At 70.6% G+C, this 22302-nt stretch carries 25 protein-coding genes; 17 read left to right on the top strand and 8 right to left on the bottom strand.

From position 1 onward, the window contains the following. The first annotated feature begins 54 nt into the window (after positions 1-54). The 9 genes from OHA21_RS22980 (at position 55) to OHA21_RS22940 (ending at position 7174) form a co-directional block, all read left to right on the top strand. Positions 55-1107, top strand: a complete 1053-nt coding sequence (locus OHA21_RS22980) for an LLM class F420-dependent oxidoreductase (protein ID WP_328476849.1) — start codon at positions 55-57, stop codon at positions 1105-1107. Continuing rightward, positions 1107-1799 carry an MSMEG_4193 family putative phosphomutase gene (locus tag OHA21_RS22975; protein WP_328476847.1) on the top strand — a complete coding sequence of 231 codons (693 nt, stop codon included), beginning with the start codon at positions 1107-1109 and terminating at the stop codon, positions 1797-1799. Before OHA21_RS22980 ends, OHA21_RS22975 begins: the two co-directional genes overlap by 1 nt. A 109-nt stretch (positions 1800-1908) precedes the next feature. Continuing rightward, positions 1909-2517, top strand: a complete 609-nt coding sequence (locus OHA21_RS22970; RefSeq protein ID WP_328476845.1) for a DUF3090 domain-containing protein — start codon at positions 1909-1911, stop codon at positions 2515-2517. Continuing rightward, positions 2514-3329 carry an SCO1664 family protein gene (locus tag OHA21_RS22965; protein ID WP_442875122.1) on the top strand — a complete coding sequence of 272 codons (816 nt, stop codon included), beginning with the start codon at positions 2514-2516 and terminating at the stop codon, positions 3327-3329. The genes OHA21_RS22970 and OHA21_RS22965 overlap by 4 nt, the downstream gene beginning before the upstream one ends. Positions 3330-3442: 113 nt before the next feature. Next, entirely contained in the window at positions 3443-4270 is an 828-nt protein-coding gene (locus OHA21_RS22960) for a phosphotransferase (RefSeq protein WP_328476843.1), read from the top strand. Between the two features lie 61 nt (positions 4271-4331). Beyond that, positions 4332-5576 carry a cysteine--1-D-myo-inosityl 2-amino-2-deoxy-alpha-D-glucopyranoside ligase gene (gene mshC, locus OHA21_RS22955; RefSeq protein WP_328476841.1) on the top strand — a complete coding sequence of 415 codons (1245 nt, stop codon included), beginning with the start codon at positions 4332-4334 and terminating at the stop codon, positions 5574-5576. Positions 5577-5815: 239 nt separating this feature from the next. Then, the gene (locus OHA21_RS22950) at positions 5816-6181 is read left to right on the top strand and encodes a hypothetical protein (protein WP_328476839.1); all 366 of its coding nucleotides are present in this window, start codon (positions 5816-5818) and stop codon (positions 6179-6181) included. Positions 6182-6289: 108 nt separating this feature from the next. Beyond that, positions 6290-6673, top strand: a complete 384-nt coding sequence (locus OHA21_RS22945) for a hypothetical protein (RefSeq protein ID WP_328476837.1) — start codon at positions 6290-6292, stop codon at positions 6671-6673. 135 nt (positions 6674-6808) lie between these two features. Beyond that, positions 6809-7174, top strand: coding sequence for a hypothetical protein (locus OHA21_RS22940; protein WP_328476835.1), 366 nt, complete (start codon positions 6809-6811; stop codon positions 7172-7174). Between the two features lie 71 nt (positions 7175-7245). Here OHA21_RS22940 and OHA21_RS22935 read toward each other — a convergent pair whose 3' ends face one another. Together OHA21_RS22935 and OHA21_RS22930 are read right to left on the bottom strand one after the other, a co-directional pair. Further along, the gene (locus OHA21_RS22935) at positions 7246-7902 is read right to left on the bottom strand and encodes a response regulator transcription factor (RefSeq protein ID WP_328476833.1); all 657 of its coding nucleotides are present in this window, start codon (positions 7900-7902) and stop codon (positions 7246-7248) included. Then, positions 7899-9119, bottom strand: a complete 1221-nt coding sequence (locus OHA21_RS22930; protein ID WP_328476831.1) for a sensor histidine kinase — start codon at positions 9117-9119, stop codon at positions 7899-7901. Before OHA21_RS22930 ends, OHA21_RS22935 begins: the two co-directional genes overlap by 4 nt. A gap of 163 nt (positions 9120-9282) precedes the next feature. On the opposite strand from OHA21_RS22930, the gene OHA21_RS22925 reads away from it, so the two are divergent. Together OHA21_RS22925 and OHA21_RS22920 are read left to right on the top strand one after the other, a co-directional pair. Further along, positions 9283-10551 carry a hypothetical protein gene (locus tag OHA21_RS22925; RefSeq protein ID WP_328476829.1) on the top strand — a complete coding sequence of 423 codons (1269 nt, stop codon included), beginning with the start codon at positions 9283-9285 and terminating at the stop codon, positions 10549-10551. Positions 10552-10936: 385 nt separating this feature from the next. Further along, a complete protein-coding gene (locus OHA21_RS22920) occupies positions 10937-11440 on the top strand; it encodes a hypothetical protein (RefSeq protein ID WP_328476827.1) in 504 nt (167 codons plus the stop codon). A gap of 3 nt (positions 11441-11443) precedes the next feature. On the opposite strand, the gene OHA21_RS22915 is transcribed toward OHA21_RS22920, so the two are convergent. The 3 genes from OHA21_RS22915 to OHA21_RS22905 all read right to left on the bottom strand — a co-directional run bounded on the left by OHA21_RS22915 (position 11444) and on the right by OHA21_RS22905 (position 14494). Further along, positions 11444-12070, bottom strand: a complete 627-nt coding sequence (locus OHA21_RS22915) for a response regulator transcription factor (protein WP_442875120.1) — start codon at positions 12068-12070, stop codon at positions 11444-11446. A gap of 308 nt (positions 12071-12378) precedes the next feature. Continuing rightward, the gene (locus OHA21_RS22910; RefSeq protein ID WP_328476823.1) at positions 12379-13515 is read right to left on the bottom strand and encodes a sensor histidine kinase; all 1137 of its coding nucleotides are present in this window, start codon (positions 13513-13515) and stop codon (positions 12379-12381) included. 187 nt (positions 13516-13702) lie between these two features. Beyond that, the gene (locus OHA21_RS22905; RefSeq protein ID WP_328476821.1) at positions 13703-14494 is read right to left on the bottom strand and encodes a GntR family transcriptional regulator; all 792 of its coding nucleotides are present in this window, start codon (positions 14492-14494) and stop codon (positions 13703-13705) included. A gap of 311 nt (positions 14495-14805) precedes the next feature. Here OHA21_RS22905 and OHA21_RS22900 point away from each other — a divergent pair, with 311 nt between their 5' ends. The 3 genes from OHA21_RS22900 to OHA21_RS22890 all read left to right on the top strand — a co-directional run bounded on the left by OHA21_RS22900 (position 14806) and on the right by OHA21_RS22890 (position 16517). Further along, a complete protein-coding gene (locus OHA21_RS22900; protein ID WP_328476819.1) occupies positions 14806-15222 on the top strand; it encodes a DUF6232 family protein in 417 nt (138 codons plus the stop codon). 130 nt (positions 15223-15352) lie between these two features. Next, positions 15353-16288: a helix-turn-helix domain-containing protein gene (locus OHA21_RS22895; RefSeq protein WP_328476817.1), complete on the top strand. Its 936-nt coding sequence runs from the start codon at positions 15353-15355 to the stop codon at positions 16286-16288. Positions 16289-16319: 31 nt separating this feature from the next. Then, positions 16320-16517: a DUF397 domain-containing protein gene (locus OHA21_RS22890; RefSeq protein WP_328476815.1), complete on the top strand. Its 198-nt coding sequence runs from the start codon at positions 16320-16322 to the stop codon at positions 16515-16517. 65 nt (positions 16518-16582) lie between these two features. On the opposite strand, the gene OHA21_RS22885 is transcribed toward OHA21_RS22890, so the two are convergent. Beyond that, entirely contained in the window at positions 16583-17452 is an 870-nt protein-coding gene (locus OHA21_RS22885; RefSeq protein ID WP_328476813.1) for a PAC2 family protein, read from the bottom strand. 109 nt (positions 17453-17561) lie between these two features. Here OHA21_RS22885 and OHA21_RS22880 point away from each other — a divergent pair, with 109 nt between their 5' ends. From OHA21_RS22880 to OHA21_RS22870, 3 genes are read left to right on the top strand one after another with little or no spacing between them, the layout of a single operon-like run. Beyond that, entirely contained in the window at positions 17562-18116 is a 555-nt protein-coding gene (locus tag OHA21_RS22880; protein ID WP_328476811.1) for a hypothetical protein, read from the top strand. Between the two features lie 50 nt (positions 18117-18166). Beyond that, positions 18167-18502 (top strand): ArsR/SmtB family transcription factor, encoded by a 336-nt coding sequence (locus OHA21_RS22875; RefSeq protein WP_328476809.1) that lies wholly within the window; start codon positions 18167-18169, stop codon positions 18500-18502. Further along, complete coding sequence (locus tag OHA21_RS22870; protein ID WP_328476807.1) at positions 18495-18935, top strand: SRPBCC family protein; 441 nt, start codon at positions 18495-18497, stop codon at positions 18933-18935. The genes OHA21_RS22875 and OHA21_RS22870 overlap by 8 nt, the downstream gene beginning before the upstream one ends. A gap of 57 nt (positions 18936-18992) precedes the next feature. Here the strand turns inward: OHA21_RS22870 and OHA21_RS22865 are convergent, their stop codons facing one another. Together OHA21_RS22865 and OHA21_RS22860 are read right to left on the bottom strand one after the other, a co-directional pair. Continuing rightward, on the bottom strand, positions 18993-21527 hold the full coding sequence (locus OHA21_RS22865) for an ABC transporter permease (protein WP_328476805.1): 2535 nt from the start codon (positions 21525-21527) through the stop codon (positions 18993-18995). Further along, positions 21527-22294, bottom strand: coding sequence for an ABC transporter ATP-binding protein (locus OHA21_RS22860; RefSeq protein WP_328476803.1), 768 nt, complete (start codon positions 22292-22294; stop codon positions 21527-21529). Before OHA21_RS22860 ends, OHA21_RS22865 begins: the two co-directional genes overlap by 1 nt. Between the last annotated feature and the right edge of the window lie 8 nt (positions 22295-22302).

Here is a 22302-nt window from a genome sequence, read left to right as displayed (position 1 = left end):
GTTACCGGACGGAAATAAGATTCGTAGCGAAGTATCAAGATCTCGGGAGGGTACGTGCGGCTCGGACTCAGCCTCGGCTACCAGACGGCGTGGAGCACGCCCGCCGACCATCTCGCCATGGCCCGGGAGGCGGACCGGCTCGGCTACTCCGTCGTCTGGGCGGCGGAGGCGTACGGGTCGGACACGGTGAGCATGCTCGCCTGGTTCGCCGGACAGACCGAGCGGATCGACCTGGGCGCCGCGGTCATGCAGATCCCGGCGCGCACCCCGGCGATGACCGCGATGACCGCCGCGACCATCGACGCGATCTCCGGCGGCCGGTTCCGCCTCGGTCTCGGCGTCTCCGGCCCGCAGGTCTCCGAGGGCTGGCACGGCGTCCCGTTCGCCAAGCCGCTGGGCCGCACCCGGGAGTACGTGGACATCGTGCGGATGGCGATCGCCCGCCAGCCGGTGTCGTACTCCGGCGAGCACTACACGCTGCCGCTGCCCGGTGGCGCCGGCAAGGCCATCAAGCTGGGCTTCCACCCGCCGCGCACCGAGGTGCCGGTCTACCTGGCCGCGGTCGGCCCGAAGAACCTGGAGCTGGCCGGCGAGATCGCCGACGGCTGGCTGGCGATCTTCTTCGCCCCGGATGCCGCCGGTGACTACCTCGGCGAGATCGCCAAGGGCCGGCAGAAGCGCGGGCTGAGCATGGACGGCTTCGACGTGGCGCCGACCGTGCCGGTGGTGCTCGGCGACGACCTCGCCGCCTGCGCCGACGTGATCCGCTGGTACGCGGCGCTCTACATCGGCGGGATGGGCAGCCGCGAGCAGAACTTCTACAACAAGCTCGCGGTCCGGATGGGCTACGCCGAGGAGGCGAAGCGCGTCCAGGATCTGTACCTGGGCAAGCAGGTGGCCGAGGCCGCCGAGGCGGTGCCGCAGGAGTTCATCGAGCGCACCTCGCTGATCGGCACCAAGGCGCAGATCACCGAGCGGATCCGGGCGTACGCGGCCGCGGGCGTCGGAACGTTGTCGATCAGCCCGTACGTCGGCGACCTGGAGGGCGGCATCGCGACCCTGCGGACCGTCGCCGAGGCGTTCGACGAGGCCGGTGTGGCGGACTGATGGCGACTGTCCTGCTGATGCGGCACGGCCGCACCACGGCGAACGCGTCCGGCGGTCTGGCCGGCCGGCAACCGGTGGAACTCGACGAGACCGGCCGCGCGCAGGCCGCGCGGGTCCACGAGCGGCTGCGCGACCTGCCGCTCGCCGCGGTGGTGACCAGCCCGCTGATCCGCTGCCGGCAGACCGTCGAGATCGCTCTGCCGGACGCCACCCCGGCGACCGAGGACGGCCTGATCGAGTGCGGGTACGGGGACTGGGAGGGCCGCCCGCTCAAGGAGCTGGCCCAGGATCCGCTGTGGCCGGTGGTCCAGCAGCACCCGAGCGCCGTGGTCTTCCCGAACGGGGAGGCGATGGCCGCTATGTCGGCGCGCGCGGTTGCGGCAGTGCGGTCGTGGGACGCCAAGGTGACCGCCGAGCACGGGCCGGAGGCGATCTGGCTGGCGTGCAGCCACGGTGATGTGATCAAGGCCATCGCCGCCGACGCCCTGGGCCTGCACCTGGACCAGTTCCAGCGGATCGTGGCGGACCCGGCGTCGATCACCGTGATCCGGTACACGTCGACCCGCCCGTTCCTGGTCCGCCTCAACGAGACGGGTGAGCTGGCTTCACTCGTACCACCGAAGAATGCGGACCGGGAGAAGGCCGCCGAGAGTGACGCGGCGGTGGGTGGTGGCGCCGGAGGCGGCGTTTGACGACGCTGTGTGATTGCGCTGTAGCCGCAGCGTGTACGCCTTTGCGCCCTCGGCGAACCGGCCACGGTGACCCGCGCGATCGGCCGCCTCGATGGCTAGGGTTGTCGGCATGACCCACCAAGTGCATGCCTTCGAGCCGCCCGAGCGGTTCGTCGCCGGGACGGTGGGCGAGCCGGGGGACCGCACTTTCTACCTCCAGGCCCGCGGTGGCGGCCGGGTGATCAGTGTCGCGCTGGAGAAGGTCCAGGTGTCGCTGCTCGCCGAGAAGCTGGAGGAGCTGCTTCTCGAGGCGAACAAACGGTTCGGTGTCACGCTGCCCGAGGGCTCGCTGCCGACCGTGCACGACAACGAGCCGCTGGACAGCCCGGTCGACGAGGAGTTCCGGGTCGGCACTCTGGGCCTGGCCTTCGACGTGGACACCAGCACCGTCGTGATCGAGGCGATCGAGGCCGGTGAGCCCGAGGCCGATCTGTCCGGCTCGGCGCTCGGCGAGGACGAGGACGACCTGTCCGGCTCGGCGCTGGACGACGAGGACGAGGACGAGCCGGATGACGACCTCGACCGGCTCCGGGTGCGGCTCACCCCCGAGGCGACCCGCGCGTTCATCGACCGCGCCCGCCGGGTGGTGGCGGCCGGCCGGCCCCCGTGCCCGCTCTGCGGCCAGCCGCTCGACCCGGCCGGTCACCTCTGTCCCCGGCACAACGGTTACCACCGGTGACGGCCGAGCCCACGGCTGTGCTCGCTGAGGCGGATGCCCTCGAGCTGCTCGGCCGGGGCCGGATCGAGATCGAGGGGCGTCTGGTGGACGCCTCGAACACCACGCTGCGTGCCGAGATCAGTCTGAACGGGCTGACCCGCCGCTGCGTCTACAAGCCGGTCCGCGGTGAGCGCCCGCTCTGGGACTTCCCGGACGGCACGCTCGCCGGCCGCGAGGTCTCGGCGTACGAGGTGTCCCGGGCCACCGGCTGGGACCTGGTGCCGCCGACGATCCTGCGCGACGGCCCGCTCGGCCCCGGCGCGCTGCAGCTGTGGATCGACGAGCCGGACGAGACCGAGGGCCTGATCGGCTTCGTCCCGGCGTACGACGTGCCCGCCGGCTGGTTCCCGGTCGCCGCCGCCCGCGACGACGACGGGGACGCGTACGCGCTCGCGCACGCCGACGACCCGCGGCTGGCCCGCCTGGCCGTCTTCGACGCGGTCATCAACAACGCCGACCGCAAGGGCGGCCACGTCCTCTACCCGGCCACCGGCGGCCTGCACGGCGTGGACCACGGCGTCAGCTTCCACGTGGAGAACAAGCTGCGTACGGTGCTGTGGGGCTGGACCGGCCGGCAGCTGCCGGACGAGGCCGTCGAGGTCCTCACCCACCTGGCGACCCAGCTGTCCGGCCCGTTGGGCGCGGTCCTCGAGGAACACCTGACGGTCTCCGAGGTGCAGCACACCGCCTTGCGGGTGAAGCGGCTGCTGCGCGCCTGCCGGTTCCCCAAGCCCCCACAGGACTGGCCGGCCATCCCCTGGCCGCCGATCTGACCGGATCGTCCACGGTCGGGTGACCCGCGGCGACACCGCGGCTGATCACTCTCTGTGTCGGTGTCCTGCGCCATAAACTTCCGGCGCACTCACCGATCTGCAGGGAGAACGCCTTGCCCCGTTACCACTGGCACGACCTTCCGGCCGGCACACGCGCCGCTGTCGAGGAGCACACCGGTCCGGTCGAGCTGGCCGAGTCGGTCGGGGTGGACTCGCTCTCCGCGCTGGTCACGATCCTGCGAACCGGTGACGGTGACGTCTTCTGCAAAGGCATCCCCATCGACGACCGCCAGTCGTGGCAGCACCGGAACGAGGCCCGCGGGAACGTGTACGTGCGAGCGTTCGCACCTCGCCTGCGCTGGCACGTCGAGAGGGACGGCTGGTTGCTCCTCGGATTCGACCCGGTGGCCGGGCGGCACATCGACCTGACACCGGGGTCCCCGGACCTCCCGGTCCTCGCGGCGACCCTGACCGGCATCTCGACAACCCGTGTGCCGCCGTCGGGGGGTCTCATCGCGTCGATCCGTCAGTCCTGGGGCAGGGTCGTCGACCCCCGCCTGATCGCCGGTGACGCCCTCGTGCACGGCGACGCCGCGCCGTCGAACTTTCTGACCGACGGCACCACCGTCAGGGTCGTGGACTGGGCGAAGATGTGCCACGGCGCACCCTGGGTCGACACCACGTTCATGGCCATCCGTCTCGTCCACGCCGGCCACACCCCGGCCGAGGCGGAGCAGTGGGCCAACTCGGTGCCGGCATGGCGGGAGGCACCTCGCGGTCCCGTCACCGCGCTCGCCGGAACCTTCGCGAAGTACTGCCGGATGGTGGCCGAGCGCACGGGCTCGACCGCCCGCGCGGACCTCGCCGACGCCGCCCACCGGTGGGTGCAGTACCGGGAACGGCCGGCTGCCGATCTGGTGCAGGTCGTGTTCAAGTTCTGACCGTAGAGGTTTAGGTCACGCGGCCAAGGTCTACCCGGGCGGTCCTGGATAGGCTCCGACCATGGACGCTTGGACCGGGCACGACGTACCCCGCCTGCCGGACACGCCGGGACGCACACCGCTGCGGCTCTTCGACACGGCGCGGCAGTCCGCGCAGCCCAGCACGCCCGGCTCGACCGCGACGATGTACGTCTGCGGCATCACGCCGTACGACGCGACCCACCTCGGGCACGCCGCCACGATGATCACCTTCGACCTGGTGAACCGGATGTGGCGCGACGCCGGCCACGAGGTCACGTACGTGCAGAACGTCACCGACATCGACGACCCGCTGCTGGAGCGGGCGGCGCGGGACGGCGAGGACTGGATCGTCCTGGCCATGCGGGAGACGGCCCTGTTCCGGGAGGACATGGAGGCGCTGCGGATCATTCCGCCGGCGCACTACGTCGGTGCGGTCGAGTCGATTCCGAAGATCGTCGAGCACGTCACCTCGCTCGTCGGCTCCGGCGCCGCTTATCGGCTGGAGGACGGCACCGGCGACGTCTACTTCGACGTCAGCGCCGCGCCGCGGTTCGGTTACGAGTCCCACCTGTCGCGCGACGAGATGCTGACGCTCTCCGCCGAGCGTGGCGGCGATCCGGAGCGGGCCGGCAAGCGGGACCCGCTCGACCCGCTGCTGTGGCGTGGCGCCCGCGACGGTGAGCCGGTCTGGGACGGTGGGGAACTCGGCCCGGGCCGCCCGGGCTGGCACATCGAGTGCGCCACGATCGCGCTCGGCCTGCTGGGCGACACGATCGACGTGCAGGGTGGCGGCAGCGACCTGCTCTACCCGCACCACGAGTGCTCGGCCGCGCACGCCGAGGTGCTCACCGGCGCCGAGCCGTTCGCCGCGCACTACGTGCACGCCGGCATGATCGGTCTGGACGGCGAGAAGATGTCGAAGTCGCGCGGCAACCTGGTCTTCGTCTCCCGCCTGCGTGGTGACGGCGTAGACCCGATGGCGGTCCGTCTGGGCCTGCTCGCCGAGCACTACCGCGGTGACCGGGACTGGACCGACGAGGTGCTGAAGACCGGCCTGAGCCGGCTCGCCCGCTGGCGCGAGGCCGCGGCCGCACCGTCCGGGCCGTCCGGTATCGGCCTGCTCGGGGCGGTTCGCGAGGCTCTCGCCGACGATCTCGACACGCCGGGCGTGTTGGCCCTGGTGGACGCCTGGGCGGAGGCCGCACTGGCCGGTGCGGGTGACGACAGCGAGTCGCCGAGGTTGATGTCCCAAACCGTGAACGCCCTGCTCGGAGTGCGTTTGTAAGGCTTATCAAAGGCCCCCGTCCGATATTCGGACGGGGGCCTTTTCGTGTCTTCAGGACGTGGGGAAAAGCGAATGCCCCGCCCGACCATAACCCCTGTTTTCCGGGCTCGGAGCGGATTCCACTAAATCCTGACCGATCGTCGAAAAACGGATGAAAACTGGAGATTTTGGCTGTCAGTTCAGACAGACTCTCCTTGGTCAAACCAAGGGTCCAAACCAAACGTCCGAAAGGAAACATCATGCGTCGTACCGCTCTGTTCCTCGGCGGCTTCCTCCTGGCCTCCGGCGCGAGCCTGGCTCTGGCCGGCCCGGCCCAGGCTGCCGACAGCGGTTGCAAGCGCACCAGCTGCGGCTCGAGCAGCGGCCTCGCCGTCGTGCACAGCGCGCCGCGTCCGACCATCCTGGTCGACGACGACAACTGCGACGACGTGCTGGTCTACAGCAACCGTCACCGCAGCAACCGGATCCTGGTCGCCGACGACTACTACGGCGGCCTCAGCGGCCTCGGCGGCGGCTACTACAGCAACCGGCTGGACATCGACGGCGATCACAACATCGTCGGCGACGACAACCAGACCTTCACCATCGGTGGCATCAGCCTCTGACCGGCCCATTCCGGGTGCTCGAGCCAGCTCGGTCCCGGTGAGCAAATGGTCCGGCCATTTGTGAAGGCAATTTCAAGCAGTCCCATCGAACATCTGGAAGGAAACATCATGCGTCGTACGGCTCTGTTCCTCGGGGGCTTCCTCCTGGCCTCCGGTGCGAGCCTGGCCCTGGCCGGTCCCGCCCAGGCCGCCGACAGCGGCTGCAAGCGCGCCAGCTGCGGCTCGAGCAGCGGCCTCGCCGTTGTGCACAGTGCGCCGCGTCCGACCATCCTGGTCGACGACGACTGCGACGACGTGCTGGTTTACAGCACTCGTGACCGGTACCGCAGCAACCGGATCCTGGTCGCCAACGACTACTACGGCGGCAGCCTCGGCGGCGGCGGCATCTTCCGCAACGACCTGGACATCGACGGCGACCACAACATCGTCGGCAATGACAACCAGACCTTCACCATCGGAGACATCGACCTCGGTCTGCTCTCCAGCAGGTAATCCAACCCAGGGCCGGGATCTCTTCCGACTCTGAACCATGGTGAATCAGACTCGGAGCGCGCTCACAGCGCTCCGAGCCTGACCATTTCCGGATGCGAAATCAACGGTTTCACTGAAATCTTGGAAGGAAGCAACATGCGTCGTACGGCTCTGTTCCTCGGAGGTTTGGTCCTGGCCTCCGGTGCGAGCCTGGCCCTGGCCGGTTCCGCCCAGGCTGCCGACAGCGGCTGCAAGAGCTGCGGCTCGAGCAGCGGCTACGCCGTCGTGCACAGCGCGCCGCGTCCGACCATCCTGGTCGATGACGACGACTGCGACGACGTCCTGGTCTACAGCAACCGTTACCGCAGCAGCCGGGTCCTGGCCGCCGGCAATTACCGCGGTGGCGGGTTCTTCCGCAACGACCTGAACATCGACGGCGACCACAACATCGCCGGTCACGGCAACCAGACCTTCACGATCGGCGACATCGACCTCGGTCTGCTCTCCCCGACCCCGGGCTGATCCCCCTGAACAGACGGTGAAATCAGGCCCGGACGCGCTTTCGCGCTCTGGGCCTGAACTATTTCTCGGGTTCAGTTGCTGCCGGCCCGCACCAGACCCGTCTCATAGGCGTAGACCACCGCCTGCACCCGATCGCGCAATCCGAGTTTCATCAGCACCCGTGCCACGTGGGTTTTGACCGTCGCCTCTCCGACGGTGAGCGCCGCCGCGATTTCGCCGTTCGACATTCCGCGCGCCATCAGCCGCAGCACATCCACTTCCCGCGGCGTCAACTCGCCGAGCTCCGGCGGCGGCACCGGCCCCGGCCGCCCCGCGAACGCCGATATCACCCGAGTCGTCACCGCCGGATCGAGCAGCGCCTCCCCGGCCGCCACCACCCGGATCGCGGTGATCAGATGCTCCGGCGACGACACCTTCAGCAGGAACCCGCTGGCCCCGGCCTGCAGCGCCCGGTACAGGTTCTCGTCCGTGTCGAACGTCGTCAGCACGATCACCCGCGGCGGATCCGGAGTCCCCAGCAGCGTCCGGGTGGCGGTCAGCCCGTCCTGGCGCGGCATGGCGATGTCCATCAGCACCACGTCCGGACGCAGCCGCCGGGCCACCGCCACCGCCTCGGCGCCGTCGCTGGCCTCGCCGACCACGTTCATGTCCGGTTCGGTCTCGATCACCATGCGCAGCCCGGCGCGCAGCATCCGCTGGTCGTCGGCGATCACCACACTGATCGTCATCGGCCACCCCCGTCGGCCGGCACGCTGTGCTCCTCCGGCGCCGTGGCGTGGCCCGGCCGGGATGCGGCGGGGAGCACCGGCAACCGGGCATGGACCTCGAAGCCGCCCTGCGGACGTGGGCCGGCGTGCAGCTCACCGCCGAACAGCGTCACCCGTTCGTGCATACCGATCAGCCCCTGCCCACCACCGGACGATGCGGCGACCTGCGGGCCGTCGTTCACCACGCCGAGGTGCAGGCCGTCGGCCCGGTAGTCCACGGTCAGCTGCGCCGCCCCGGCATGTGCGTGCTTCAGCACGTTGGTCAGCGCCTCCTGGACGATCCGGTACGCCGACAGGTCCGCCGCGGGCAGCAGCGGCACCGGGTCGCCGGTCCGGCGTACGGTCACCGCCAGACCGGCCTCACGAACCTGCCCGACGAGATCGTCCAGGCGGTCCAGGCCGACCGGCGGTTGCGCGGTCTCGGTCCCCTCGCCCCGCAGCAGCCCCAGCGTACGGCGTAGCTCGACCACCGCGTCGCGCCCCGAGGACTCGATGCTCTGCAGCAGCTGGGCGTCGACCGGCAGCCCGGCGTCCAGCCGGCGGCGCACGACCCCCGCCTGGATCACCATGACCGTGACACTGTGCGCGACCATGTCGTGCAGCTCGCGGGCGATCCGTACCCGCTCCTCCATGACCGCCTCCCGGGCCTGCCGCTCCCGGAACTCCGCCCGCACCCCGGCCGCCTCGGCCAGCTTGCGGGCCTGCACCGCCACGACCGAGCCGAGCACGTACGGCGCGACCGGGATGAAGATGTCGATCATCGGATCTTCGGGGTTGAACGTGTAGTAGAGGCAGACCGTGAACAGGATGACGCCGACGCCCAGGACACCGCGCCGGGTGATCCGCCACGCGGCGTCGAACAGCGGCTCCCAGCGCCCGACCGTGTAGGAACAGATGATCATCGCGACCACCTGCCACAGGCGGAAGTTGATCGTTTCCTCGCCGGCGATGGTCGCCTCGACGTAGAACATGTCCATCACGGCCAGCGCGTTCGGGATCATCGCCAGCAGCGGGTTCAGCCGGCGGACCAGGATCAGCAGGGCGAACGCGGTCAGCGCGAACGGCCACCACCAGCCCGGCATACCGATCAGAAGTTCCTCGATCAGGGCGAAAACCACGAAGCCGGCGGTGACCGCGAAGTCACTGCGGCGGATCCGTCCGAGCTGCTGCCTCAACACGCGTCGAACCTACGGGCTGCGGGTGCGGGCCGGACCCACCCCGAGGATGATCGGCCGTCCGCCGCGAGGAGGAGATTCAATCATTCCCGGTACGGGCGACGCCCGCACCGCAGGTTCGTAACGTTCCCCGCCGACGTCCACAGACGAGGGGGAGGAACCAATCATGTGGCGCAAAGCAGCGGCCGCGAGCCTGGTGGCCGCGCCGATCGCATTGACCGTGGCGACCGGGGTGGACCCGGCACTCGGCATCCCGGAGCAGTACGGCATCTACCGCCAGCACCCGGACGCGGTGCAGGCGCACTCGATCCTGCTGCACTGGGCATGGGTGCTGTTCGTACCCGGCCTGCTCGGTCTCCTGGCACCGATCCGGCAGCGCGGCGCCGTGCTCGCGCGGATCGCCTGGATCGCGGTGATCGTCGGCCTGACCACCTTCTCGGCGCTGATGGCGAACGACTTCGTCCTGCTCGCCCTGGAGCAGACCCTGCCGAACGACCAGGTCCAGGCGGTCGACGAGAAATTCCTGGCGATGAGCGTGACCGTGATCGGCTGGCAGTGGCCCGGCCTGATCGGCTGGGGCCTGTCGCTGATCCTCACCCCGATCGCCGCCGCCCGGGCCCGGGTGATCGACTGGTGGACCGCCGGGGCGGCGCTGCTCGGCATGGGCCTCTACCTGGCGTTCGCGATCTCACCCGTACCCCTCTGCCTGCTCGGCCCGATCGTGATGATCGGCGCCTACGGCCGCGCGGCCTGGCTGCTGGTCCGGCCACGTGCCGCGGCCGAGGAGCCGGACACGTTCGGCGCATACCGCCGCCGGGTCGGGATCATTTCCCTGTACGCCGCCCCGCTCTCGTTCGCCATCGGCATGGCAACCGTGCCGGACTGGTCCGGTGACCTCGCCGACAGCGTCGCCAAGCCGGTGCAGACCCAGGTCAGCGCCCTGTTCCTGCATTTCGCCTGGGTGCTGTTCGTGCCGGCCGTGCTCGCCGTGGCGGCCCGCGCCAACCGCTTCACCCAGGTGGCGGCCGGGATCACCGTCGTCGCGCTGATCAACTTCAGCGGCCTGATGGTCGGCGACAGCGCCGACCTGGCCGCCCGCCAGGTCCTCGACGCGGCCACCGCCGACCGGGTGAGCGAAACCCTCGGCGGCCTGGCAGCCTTCACCTTCGGCTGGGCGCTGCCCAGCATGGTGCTCACCCTGCTCGGCCTCATCGCCGTCGGCATCGGCGCCGCGGTGAGCGGCCTGACCCGCTGGTGGGTCGCCGCACTGGTCGTCGCCGGCGTCGTAGCCTTCCTCGCCCTGGGCCTCGGCCCGATCGGCGTGACCGGCCCGCTGCTCCTCCTCGCCGGCTTCGGCCTGATCGCCCGCGACCTGCGCCGCACGGCCACACCCGCCGCGCAGCCCACCCCCGACCCGGTGCCCACAGGCGGCTAGACCGCTGCCCCACCCGCCCGCCCGGCACCGGTGTCGGCGGGCGGTTGGGCCGATGCCCAGCCCCACCCCAACCCAACCCGGCCCAACCCAACCCGGCCCAACCCAACCCGGCCCAACCCAACCCGGCCCAACCCAACCCGACCCGGCCCAACCCAACCCGACCCGGCCCGGCCCGGCCCGGCCCGGCCCAACCCGACCCGGCCCGGCCCAACCCGGCCCAACCCGGCCCGGCCCGGCCCAACCCCCGGCCCGGGCCAACCCCGGCCCAACCCGGCCCGGCCCGGCCCAACCCCCGGCCCGGGCCAACCCCGGCCCGCCCCGGCCTTCACCGGCGGACCGACCGTGTTAACCGGAATATGCGGTTAATGACCGATATCGTAGGCGGATGAGCCGTAAAATCTACGCCCGCCGGGCGTCCGCTGTCGGCCTGCTGGTGAGTGTCACCATGATGGCCGGCAGCGCGCCGCCCGCCGCAGCGGTCGAACCCACCCAGCCGACGGGCAGCTCCGCGCAAACCGGGGCGGCGGTTCGCGCGGAGCACATCTCGTTCGTCCGGACCGGGGGTCCACACAACAACCGGTTCGCGTACAGCTTCTCCGGCAAGGGCAACAGCCCCGGTGCGCGCGCGCTCCGACTGGCCTCGACGCCGTCCTTCCTGGCCCTGCGACCGCGGTACGTTCCGAAGAACACCTGCTGCGACCGCTTCCTCTACGAGATCGAGGTGCGGTATGTGAACGGCCGGACCAAGAAGGTCGTCGCGCTCGAGGACGCCCCGGGCATCCCGCAGGTGCTGCTGAACATCATTCGCGAGATCGAGACGCAGCCGGCGCCGAACATCAGGCCGCCGAAGATCGATTTCAAGTTCCCGTCGGTCTTCCCGTTCGGCTGACCTTCATTCGGCGTCGTGGACCAGTAGGGCGATCTGCACCCGGTTGTTCAGATCGAGCTTGGTCAGCAGCCGGGAGACGTGGCCCTTCACGGTCGGCAGGCTCATGCGCAGGCCGGCGCCGATCTCAGCGTTCGATTGGCCCTGGCCGACCAGGATCGCGACCTCGCGCTCGCGGTCGGTCAGGGTGGCCAGCCGGCTGCGGGCGCGGGCCCGGCGGGTGCCGGCCTCCGGGTCGGCGACGTGGTCGATCAGGCGGCGGATCACCGTGGGGGAGAGGCTCGACGCTCCGGCGGCCACGGTGCGGACAGCGGCCAGAATCTCCCGTGGCGGGGTGTCCTTGAGCAGGAAACCGCTGGCGCCGCCGCGCAGGGCCTCCAGCACGTACTCGTCCGCGTCGAACGTGGTCAGCACGATCACCTGCGGCGCGCCCGGCCGGGAGCGGATGCGGCGGGTGGCGATCAGGCCGTCCACGCCGGGCATCCGGATGTCCATCAGCATCACGTCCGGCCAGTGCGCGCCGGCCACCGTGACGGCCTGCTCGCCGTCACCGGCCTCGGCCACCACCTCGATGTCCGGCGACCCGCCGACCAGGATCCGCAGCCCGGCCCGCACCAGCGCGTCATCGTCCACGATCGCCAGCCGAATCGGCCGCCCACCGGAGCCGGCACCGTCAGCGTCTGCGCCCGCAGCGTCTGCGCTCACAGCGTCTGCGCTCACAGCGTCTGCGCTCACAGCGTCTGCGCCCGCAGGGTTTGCGCCCGCAGCGTCTGCGCCCGCAGGGTTTGCGCCCGCAGCGTTCGCGCCGGCAGCATCCGCGCCAGGAATGCCAGCCCTCGCGGGCGCAAGGCCGGCGCCGGGGAAGGCGGAAGTGGAAAGTTCAGCGTCGGCGGGGGAGGCAGCGCCTGGCGAGCCGGCGGCAGAGGTCGGCGTGGGGCCGTTCATGCCGGCCACGGCAGGGAGGCTTCCAGGCGGAACTCGCCGCGGGCAGCGCCGTAGTGGACCTCGCCGCCGGCCAGGGCCACCCGTTCGCCGATGCCGACCAGGCCGAGGCCGGTGTCCGAAACGGGTGCTTCGCGCGTACCGGAAAGGGGGTTGATGATCGTGATGTGCAGACCGCGGCCGGCGCTGCCGGCCAGGCGCACCGAGGCGGCCGGCCCGGATCCGTGCTTGCGGGCGTTGGTGAGGCCTTCCTGGACGATCCGGTATGCGGTGCGGCCGAGCACGACCGGCGGACCGTCCGGCGGCACCGCGTTCGCGTAGTCGATCGCCATGCCCGCCGCGCGCACGCTGGCGACCAGGTCGGCCATGTCGGCGAGGCCGGGCTGGGGTGGTTCCGGGCGGCCGCTGGGCACGCCCACTACCGCGCGTAACTCTTCCAGGGCCTCGTGCGCGCTGGTCCGGATCGCGCCGGCGGCGACGCTGAGCTCGTCGGCGGAGACCGTGCCGCGCACCTCCAAGGCGCCCGCGTGCAGGCTGATCAGGGACATCCGGTGGGCGAGCACGTCGTGCATCTCCCGGGCGATCCGGGCACGCTCGGTGAGCCGGGCCTCGGCCTGCAGACGGACGGCCTGCGCACGCAGTGATTCGGTGAGCCGCCGGTAGGCCTGCATGAACAGGCCCCAGCCGAGCGCCGCCGCGGTGACCACCGAGCGCATCACGAAATCCACCCAGATGTCGTAGGCGGGCTGCGCATGTAGCAGATAGTAGAGCCCGCCGGTGCCCACGTTGACCGCGCCGAGCAGCAGCAACAGCGGCGGCCGGAAGCGGATCGCGGCGGTGAACAGGGCCATCGTGATCGCCCCGGTCGCCATGATCGACACCGCGCCGAAGGGCAGCACGGCGACGGCCACGCCCAGCGGGTGCCGCCGGCGCAGCAGCAACGCGGCCGCGCACGCCAGCCCGACCGCGAGGTCGGCCTGCCAGGGCAGCAACGCGCCGGGCGTGGTCGCGTCACCGAGCACCAGCATGATCGATCCGTAGGTGATGGCGAGCACGATCGCGATGCCATCGGCCAGGCGGTCGCGTGCCGCGGCCCGCGCGCTGCCGGGGTCGGGCACCAACAGGGCGAAGAGCATGACAGGAGCCTATGGGGTACGCGTGAAGCCCGGCACCTACCAAAGTAGGGGCGGCCCCGATTCCGGTGGCAGGTGCGCGGCGCTGCCGTCCGCGGCGATCGTCGTCGTCATGTCAACGGGCCGGCGACGGGATCTTCCATGCCGACATCCTGTCCTGGCCCGGCCGCGACGACGTGGCCCTGCGCGGTCAGGCGAGGGCGAATCCCGGCTCCGGGCCGGGTTCCGGGGCCGGCGCCGGGATCCGGTACTCCTCGGTGAGCGTGGTCATCGGCCCCGGCCAGGTCGCCTGGGCCACCTCGATCGGCTTGCGGGTCTCGTCGAACGCGACATGCAGCAGGTGCAGCACCGGCGTGTCCGGGCGGATCTGCAGGATCTCCGCCTCCTCGCGGCTGGGCTGCCGGGCGCTGATCGTGTCGGTCGCCGAGGCGTACCGGCGGCCGAGCACCTCCTCGGCCTCCTGGTAGAGCGGCCGTCCGAACGCCTCCATCCGCTCCAGCGAGGTGCCGGTCGCGTCGGTCACCCGGAACCACGACGCGCCCACCTCGACGGTCGCCTCGTCGGTGCGCACCACATGCCTGCGGACCAGCAGTTCCGTGCCGTCGCGGACCCCGAAGGCGTCGGCCACCTCGGGCGGCGCGGGCTCCCGGCCGACGCCGACGAGCTGCTGCCGGTAGCGGGCGGCCAGATCCGCGTGGTAGCCGCGGTGTGCGCCGTAGCGGCCGCGGGCCAGGCGGTTCAGGCGGCGCCGGGTGCCGCGGACGTACGTACCGGATCCGGGTTTGGTGATCAGGATGCCTTCGACCCGCAGCTGGTCCACTGTGCGCTGCACGGTCTGTTTGGCGACGCCGAACATCTCGGCCATGGCGGGGATGGACGGGAGGCGCTCGCCGGGCTGCCAGTCGCCGCGGCGGATGCGTTCGCGCAGCTGGGTCGCGATCTGCCGGTGCGGGAACTCGGCGTTGCCAGGGTTGATCGTCATGCTCGCCCTCCAGCATCAACTAGGTTCCTAGGATGACTCACGCCGCGTGTCCGGGCGTGCAATGACACGCGTGAGTTCGTGAGTGAATTGGGACCTATCAGCTACAAGGCTGTCAGGAGTCTGGCGGATAGATGACAGCGCCCGCCATACTGAGAACACGTTAAGGGCGCGTTCAGGTCACGAAAAGGGGGCGGTGACCAGTAGCCGCTGGCCGCCGCCCCGGGCCTGCCGTCCGACGTGCGGAGGAGGGCCCCTTGTCGAGTGCCATCTTTGCCCAGCCTCCTCCGGCTCGCAAGTACCGGGAGGAGGGGATGGAGTTGCCCGTTTTCTATCGCGGTCCGCGTGCGGTGATCACCCACAGTGTCGTGGAGGTCTCGCAGACCGCTCAGTATCGCTTCGCGGTGGCCGACCTGCTCGATGTCCACATCGTCCGCCACGACCCCGAGCCGGACGCGTCGGGCCGGCAGGTGCTCGGGGTGTCCGCGCTGGCCGCGGCGGTGGTGACGGTCCCGGTGGTGGGGCCGGTCTCGATTCTGCTGGCTGCTCTGCTGATCGGGATCCTCGTGGTCAACGGGGCGATCTGCCTGCGGCCGCGCAGGCGCCGGTGGTGGCAGGTGCGCGCCGAGTACCGCGGCGAGCTGGTGGAGGTCTTCTCGTCGCGTGACGAGCGGGAGTTCGCCGAGTTCTGCCGCGGTCTGGTGCGATCACTGGAGTTCTGTGGCAGATGATCCGGTCACCCGGTCGGGTGTCCAGATTATCCCCTAGAGTATTCTGCGGCAGGCCATGGGCGACACGGCAACCTGCGACATCGCAACCATGGTCGGTTTGCGGGATTTGGACGGTTTCTGAGAGGTCCGCATGGCGGCTGCGCCCGACGAGCTGCCCGCCGTCGCGAGGCGGCGGGTGCGGCTCGCGCTGCGTTCCGCCCGGGAGGAGACCGGCAAGAGCCAGCACGAGGTGGCCGACACCCTGGGCTGGTCGCTCTCGAAGTTGCAGCGGGTCGAGCTCGGTGAGGTGACGATCACCCCGACCGACCTGCGTGCCCTGCTGACGGAGTACGGCGTCGTCGACGAGGAGCGCATCGGCGCCCTCGCCGAGGACGCCCGGGTGTCGCGCCGCGAGCGGTACTGGACGGCGCAGGAACACCGTGAGTATCTGCCGCCCGGCCTGCTGCAACTGGTGCAGTTCGAGCTGGCCGCCACCGCCATCCGGGAGTACCAGTCGACTCTCGTGCCCGGCCACCTGCAGACCCGTGCCCTGGCCGAGGCGACGCTCAGCTGGTTCGACAAGAGCCTCACGGTCGAGGAGCGCCGGGTCCGCCGGGACGTGCGACTCGCCCGGCGCCGGGATGTGATCGAACGCGACGGCGCGCCGGACTTCCTGCTGATGCTCGACGAGTCGGTGCTGTGGCGCACCGTCGGCGGGCTGGAGACGGCGGCTGAGCAGTTCGAGGACCTCGCCGAGACGGCGAAGCGGCCCAACGTACACGTCCGGGTGCTGCCCCGCGACACCGGTGCGCTGCTCGGCACCTTCGGCGCCTTCACCGTCCTGGACCTGAGCGCGGCGGAGGGAGACGCCGTGCTCTACCGGGAGAGTTACACCCGCGACGATCTGGTGCAGGATCCGGTCGAGGTGGGATATCACCGGGAAGTGTTCGAGCGCTTCTGGCGCCGGTCACTCGATGAGGAAGCGAGCGTGGCGCTGATCCTGGCGCGCGCCTATGACCTGCGCGCGCGGATCGCCCGAGCGGCCTGCGACGTGAAGGACGACGAGTCACTGCCGGACGAGTCGTAAGGGCGGTTTCAATACATCATGAGAGGCTGAAATGAACGACACCACAATGAAGTGGGAGCGCAGCTCGTTCTGCGCGACAGGTGCATGCGTGGAGGTGGCCGCGGTCGGCGACGACCGGATCGCCATGCGCGACAGTAAGAACCTTGGTCAGCCTGCTCTGCAATTCTCGCGCGCCGACTGGGACGTCTTCCTCGACCAGATCGCCGCGCAGGCCCGGCTCGCCATGTGAGCCGGTCGTGCTCCGGGTGCGGCCCGCACCCGGAGCACGACGGTGTAACCAGAGCCTGCGGTGACCTACCAGGAACCTGCGGTGGGACCCGCCGAACCGCCCCGGCGCCGCAGGTACTTCTCGAACTCGCTGGCGATCTCGTCGCCGGTCAGCGGCTGGATGCCGGCGTCGCCGACCCGTTCCTCCAGCTCCCGCACGTATTCGCCGAGCTCGGAGTCCTGCTCGGCGGCGGCGCGGACCTTCTTCTCCCACTCGTCGGCCTGCTCGGCCAGGTCCGCCATCGGCACCGGCAGGTCGAGCACGTCCTCGATCCGGCTGAGCAGGGCGAGCGTCGCCTTCGGGCAGGGCGGGTTGTTGGCGTAGTGCGGCACGTGCACCCAGAACGACAGCGCGTCCAGCTCGGCCCGGCTCGACGCCTCCTGGAGCACGCCGACGATGCCGGTGGGGCCGTCGTAGCGGGTCGGAACCACCTTGTACTTCTCGGCGATCTCGCGGTCCGACGCGGTGCCGCTGATCGGCAGGGGCCGGGTGTAGGGCACGTCGGCGAGCAGCGCGCCGAGCAGCACGATGCGGTTCACCTCGAGGCTGTGGCAGATCTCCAGCACCGACTCGCAGAAGGTGCGCCACCGCATGCTCGGCTCGATGCCGCGGATCAGCACCACGTCGCGCTCGGCGCCGGGCGGGCTGGCCACCGTGAACCGGGTGGTCGGCCACTCGATCTTGCGGGTCTCACCCTCGGCCATGGTGATGGTGGGCCGGCTGACCTGGAAGTCGTAGAAGTCCTCGGGGTCGATGCTGGTGACCTCACGGGCCTCCCAGACCTGCTCGAGGTGTTCCACGGCCGCGGTCGAAGCATCCGCAGCGTCGTTCCAGCCCTCGAAGGCAGCGATCGCCACGGGGGAGCGGAGCAGCGGGAGGCCGTCGAACTCAGTCATGGCACACAGCCTACGTGCGGGTTCCGACACGCACCCGTCGGCCGTACTCGGCGTGCCGGATTAACGCTCCGCGCCAAAATCACCTGATTTATCCGAGCATAATCCGCTTATGGCTGATCACGTTGACCAGGTACTCGGGCCCACCGACGACACCGTGAGCTTCATCCAGGCGCGCGGCATGTTCTACGTGACGGCGCTCTGGGTGCTAGCCGCCTGCTGGGTGCCGATGCTCGCCATCACCCTGCTGATCAAGATGGCGGCCGGCTACCGGCCGGGCGGTGGCGACATCGTGCTCTACGCCGAGGCCACGCTGATCGTGCCGGCGGTCGTCGCGGCCATGGTCCTGCTGCTGTTCTGGCGCCGGCTCGGCTGGCTGCACACCTCGGTGCACGGCATCGACTTCGCCGCGACCGGGCGCCGGCCGATCCATCTGCCCTGGTCCGGGATCGGATCGGTGGCGCTGCACGGGTGGGGGCCGTTCACCGAACTGGTGGTCACGCCGGTGGCCGAGGACTACGCGACGGTGCAGCCCGGCAAGGGTGGGCCACCGCGGATCCGGCGTCGTGGCGCCGAGGTGGCGTACGTCATCGACGTCGGCCTGATGTCGCCCGGCCCGGAGGTCCTGCTCGCCGAGCTGCACCGCCGGATCCCCAGCAAGGTTTGACAGCGGCGCGGTCACCTCTTAACCTCTTCGTTAATTAACGGGGAGGTTAAATGACCGACCGGCTCAGTGTGATCTTCGCGGCCCTCGCCGACCCCACGCGGCGCGCCATCCTCGCGCGCCTCGCCGAGGGGGAGGCGACCGTGACGGAGCTCGCCGAGCCGTTCGACATCAGCCTCCCGGCGATCTCCCGGCATCTGAAGGTGCTGGAGAACGCCGGTCTCATCTCGCGCAGCCGCTCGGCCCAGTGGCGATCCAGCCGGCTCGAGGCGGCGCCGCTGCGCGAGGCGACGGCCTGGATGGAGCGGTACCGCCGGTTCTGGGACGACAACTTCGCGCGTCTCGACGCCCACCTCAAGCGCCTGCAGGAGGAGAAAACCAATGACTGAGCTCGTCATCACCCGCATCTTCGACGCCCCCCGCGAGCTGGTGTACCGGGCCTTCACCGACCCGGAGCAGCTGGCCGCCTGGTTCGGCCCGGTCGGCTGGTCGGTGCCCCGCGACAGCGTCGACCTCGACGTGCGGGCCGGCGGCCACCAGCGCTTCTCCATGGTCAACGACGAGGACCCGGGCGTCGTCTCGCCGGTCAACGCCACCTTCGTCGAGGTCGTGGAGAACGAGCTGCTGGTCGGCGAGGAGAACGTCGCGCACATCCCGGACTTCGGCGCCGAGGTGCTGCGCATGCGCATCGAGTTCCACGACGAGGAGGGCGGCCGCACCCGCCTGGTCCTCACCCAGAGCCCGTTCCCCGAGGTCATGCACGAGGGCGCGCGCGAGGGCTGGGGCTCCAGCTTCACCAAGCTCGACAAGATCCTGGCCTGATCGACGCGAACAGGGCGGCCCCGGCATCGTGCCGGGGCCGCCCCTGCGCTGAGTCGCTCAGTCGTGGGCGATGGCGCCCAGGACGTTGAGCCGGGCGGCGCGGATCGCCGGCGCCACCGCCGCGATCACCCCGACCAGGGCGGCCAGGCCCAGGTAGGTGCCCATCCGGCCCCACGGCAGCACGATCTCGGTGATGCCGTCGTTCTCCAGCGCGCGGGCCACCGCGCTGCCCATGCCGGCGCCGACCGCGACGCCGAGCAGCGCGCCGAAGACCGAGATCACCACGGCCTCCACGGTCACCATCCGCATGGTCTGGGCCCGGCCCAGCCCGACGGCCCGCAGCAGGCCGAGCTCGCGGGTACGTTCCAGCACCGACAGGGCAAGGGTGTTCACCACGCCCAGTACGGCGATCAGGATGGCCAGCCCCAGCAGGATCTGGATCATCATGATGATCTGGTCGAACTGCGCCGCCTGAGCGTCGACGAACGTCTGCTGGTCGGTCGCCGACACCTCGGGACTGTCCGCCAGCAGCGCCTTGACCTGCGGCAGCACGGCCGAGACCGGGACGCCGTCGTCGAGCCGGACGAAACCGAGCACCGGCTGGGTGATCCCGAAGCCCTTGATCGCGGCGGCCGGCATCAGGATGCTGCCGGGCAGTTCGTTCTCGGCGAACAGCATGGCGACCGTGTACGTGTGCTCCGCGCCGCGCGACGTCTGGATCGGGACGGTCGAGCCGATCTGCCAGCCCCGTTCCGCGGCCTCCGGCGAGCTGACCGCGATCTGGTCGTCGCGCAGGGTCTGCGCTGTCGTCCCGTACGCCTGCCCCATCACGGCCAGGTCCTCGGTGGCGGCCACGTACGTCCGGTCGCCGCCGATCTGCACCAGGTCGTTGTAGAGGCCGGCTGCCGCGCGTACGCCCGGGATCTGCTCGGTCTTGTCCAGGACCGCCGGATCGTACGTGGGTGGCCGCGGCCCGCCCTGATCCCCGCTGATCATGATCTGGGCCTTGAGGATCCGGGCGGCCTCGCTCTTGAGGCTGCTCTTGGCCGAGTCCATGATCACGGTGACGCCGGTGACCAGCGCGATGCCCACCATCAGCGCGGCGGCGGTGATCGCCGTGCGCCGCGGGTTGCGGCCGGAGTTGAGCCGGCCCAGGCGGCCGGGCACCGACCAGGAGAAGAGCCGGCCGAGCAGTGAGACCACCGGCTTGCTGATCAGCGGAGTGAGCAGCGCGATGCCGATGAAGGTGACCAGCACTCCGCCGAGGATCAGCCACAGGGTGGCGTCGCCGGCGTCGGCGAACAGGCCGAGGCCCAGCCCGGCCGCGCCGAGTGCGGTGACCACCGTCCCGGCCACTGTGATCTTGGTGAGCGGCCGGTCCGGGGTGGCGACGTCCTGCATCGCCGCGATCGGCGCGATCCGGGAGGCGCGCAGCGCCGGCAGCACCGCCGCCACCACGGTCACCAGGATCCCGACCACGAACGCGCTGATCACCGCAGACAGCGGCACCCCGATCGAGGCCAGTTCCATGCCGCCGCCCATGCTGCCGAACAACTGGGCGAGCCCGGCGCCCGCGCCGACCCCGGCGGCCAGGCCGAGGACCGCGGCGATCAGGCCGACCACGACGGCCTCCACCAGCACCGAGTTGATCACCTGACGGCGGCTGGCGCCCATCGCCCGCAGCAGCGCCAGCTCCTTGGTGCGCTGGGCCACCACGATCGAGAACGTGTTCAGGATCAGGAAGATGCCGACGAACAGCGCGATGCCGGCGAAGCCGAGCAGGATCTGGTTGAAGAAGCCGAGACCCTGCTTGATGCTCGCCGAACTCTCCTCGGCCAGCTGCTCGCCGGTCTTCACCTGGTAGTCGGCGCCGAGCACCGGGGCGAGCCGGTCACGCAGCTCGTCCGGGGTCACCCCGTCGGCGGTGCGCACCAGCACCGAGGTGAAGACACCCTTCTCACCCAGCATCAGCTCCTGGGCCACCGGCGTGGTGAAGGCGACCTCCTGGACGCCGCTGATGCTGTCCCGGCCGCCGGTGTAACCCCAGACCCCGACCAGGGTGAACTCGCGTTTCGGCTGCTGCGTGAGGACGGCCACCCGGTCGCCGACCCGGTAACCGGACAGCTCCGCGGTGGTCGCGTTCATGGCGATCTCGCCGGCCGACTCCGGTCCGCGGCCGTCGCGCATCTCCATCGTCTCGTCGGTGCCGGTCCAGTTCGAGCCGATCCGCGGCGGGCCGAACGACGTGAGCACCTTGCCGTCGGACCCGATCACCCGTGCCCCGTCGGTGTCGACGCGGCCGGTCGCGGAGCGTACGCCCGCCTGGCTCTTGATGGTCTCCACGATCGAGGCCGGCAGCGGCGCTGCCACCTCCTCGCCCTCCATCTCGGAGACCTCGACCTTGGGTTTCGCCGAAACCGAGACGTCGGTCGCCGCGTAGGCGTCCGCGAAGATCGAGTCGAAGGTCCGGTTGAGCGTGTCGGTGAGCACCAGCGCACCCGACACGAACATCACCCCGAGGATCACCGCCAGCCCGGACAGGATCAGCCGCAGCTTGCGGGCCAGCAGGCTCTTCAGCGTGGCACGCAGCATCAGAGCATCACCGGGTCGGCGTGCGTGTCCAGGCGTTTCATGGTGTCCAGAACCGACTCGGCGGTCGGGTTCGCCAGCTCGTCGACGATCGCGCCGTCGGCCAGGAAGACCACCCGGTCGGCGTAGCTCGCCGCCACCGGATCGTGCGTGACCATCACGATGGTCTGGCCGTGCTCGCGCACGCTGGCCTGCAGGAACGCCAGAACCTCGGCGCCCGACCGGGAGTCCAGGTTGCCGGTCGGCTCGTCGGCGAAGATCACGTCCGGGCGGCCGACCAGCGCCCGCGCGCACGCCACCCGCTGCTGCTGGCCGCCGGAGAGCTGGCTGGGCCGGTGCCCGAGCCGGTCCCGCAGGCCGACCGTGTCGATCACGATGTCCCACCACTGCGGATCCGGCTTGCGGCCGGCGATGTCCAGCGGCAGCCGGATGTTCTCCGCCGCGCTCAGCGTCGGCAACAGGTTGAACTGCTGGAAGATGAAACCGATCCGGTCCCGGCGCAGCCGGGTCAGTGCCTTGTCGCTGAGCTTGGTGACCTCGGTGCCACCCACGTGCACCGTGCCACGGTCGACCGTGTCCAGTCCGGCCAGGCAGTGCATGAGCGTCGACTTGCCGCTGCCGGACGGCCCCATGATCGCCGTGAAGCGACCCCGTCCGAAGTCGGCGCTGACCCCCCGCAGCGCGACGACGCGGGCCTCGCCCGTGCCGTAGACCTTCCAGATCTCGTCCGCCCGCGCCGCCACCGGTCCGCCGGTATCCGTCGCTGTCACGTCTCCCC

The sequence above is a fragment of the Actinoplanes sp. NBC_00393 genome (assembly GCF_036053395.1).
GTDB lineage: Bacteria > Actinomycetota > Actinomycetes > Mycobacteriales > Micromonosporaceae > Actinoplanes.
This window is presented reverse-complemented; position numbering and strand designations above follow the sequence as displayed.

What these genes read in the sequence shown, in the direction of transcription:
- OHA21_RS22975 (WP_328476847.1), top strand. Translation starts at nt 1,107, where the DNA reads ATGGCGACTGTCCTGCTGATGCGGCACGGCCGCACCACGGCGAACGCG.
- OHA21_RS22970 (WP_328476845.1), top strand. Translation starts at nt 1,909, where the DNA reads ATGACCCACCAAGTGCATGCCTTCGAGCCGCCCGAGCGGTTCGTCGCC.
- mshC (WP_328476841.1), top strand. Translation starts at nt 4,332, where the DNA reads ATGGACGCTTGGACCGGGCACGACGTACCCCGCCTGCCGGACACGCCG.
- OHA21_RS22950 (WP_328476839.1), top strand. Translation starts at nt 5,816, where the DNA reads ATGCGTCGTACCGCTCTGTTCCTCGGCGGCTTCCTCCTGGCCTCCGGC.
- OHA21_RS22945 (WP_328476837.1), top strand. Translation starts at nt 6,290, where the DNA reads ATGCGTCGTACGGCTCTGTTCCTCGGGGGCTTCCTCCTGGCCTCCGGT.
- OHA21_RS22940 (WP_328476835.1), top strand. Translation starts at nt 6,809, where the DNA reads ATGCGTCGTACGGCTCTGTTCCTCGGAGGTTTGGTCCTGGCCTCCGGT.
- OHA21_RS22935 (WP_328476833.1), bottom strand. Translation starts at nt 7,902, where the DNA reads ATGACGATCAGTGTGGTGATCGCCGACGACCAGCGGATGCTGCGCGCC.
- OHA21_RS22925 (WP_328476829.1), top strand. Translation starts at nt 9,283, where the DNA reads ATGTGGCGCAAAGCAGCGGCCGCGAGCCTGGTGGCCGCGCCGATCGCA.
- OHA21_RS22920 (WP_328476827.1), top strand. Translation starts at nt 10,937, where the DNA reads ATGAGCCGTAAAATCTACGCCCGCCGGGCGTCCGCTGTCGGCCTGCTG.
- OHA21_RS22910 (WP_328476823.1), bottom strand. Translation starts at nt 13,515, where the DNA reads ATGCTCTTCGCCCTGTTGGTGCCCGACCCCGGCAGCGCGCGGGCCGCG.
- OHA21_RS22905 (WP_328476821.1), bottom strand. Translation starts at nt 14,494, where the DNA reads ATGACGATCAACCCTGGCAACGCCGAGTTCCCGCACCGGCAGATCGCG.
- OHA21_RS22900 (WP_328476819.1), top strand. Translation starts at nt 14,806, where the DNA reads ATGGAGTTGCCCGTTTTCTATCGCGGTCCGCGTGCGGTGATCACCCAC.
- OHA21_RS22895 (WP_328476817.1), top strand. Translation starts at nt 15,353, where the DNA reads ATGGCGGCTGCGCCCGACGAGCTGCCCGCCGTCGCGAGGCGGCGGGTG.
- OHA21_RS22890 (WP_328476815.1), top strand. Translation starts at nt 16,320, where the DNA reads ATGAACGACACCACAATGAAGTGGGAGCGCAGCTCGTTCTGCGCGACA.
- OHA21_RS22885 (WP_328476813.1), bottom strand. Translation starts at nt 17,452, where the DNA reads ATGACTGAGTTCGACGGCCTCCCGCTGCTCCGCTCCCCCGTGGCGATC.
- OHA21_RS22880 (WP_328476811.1), top strand. Translation starts at nt 17,562, where the DNA reads ATGGCTGATCACGTTGACCAGGTACTCGGGCCCACCGACGACACCGTG.
- OHA21_RS22875 (WP_328476809.1), top strand. Translation starts at nt 18,167, where the DNA reads ATGACCGACCGGCTCAGTGTGATCTTCGCGGCCCTCGCCGACCCCACG.
- OHA21_RS22870 (WP_328476807.1), top strand. Translation starts at nt 18,495, where the DNA reads ATGACTGAGCTCGTCATCACCCGCATCTTCGACGCCCCCCGCGAGCTG.
- OHA21_RS22865 (WP_328476805.1), bottom strand. Translation starts at nt 21,527, where the DNA reads ATGCTGCGTGCCACGCTGAAGAGCCTGCTGGCCCGCAAGCTGCGGCTG.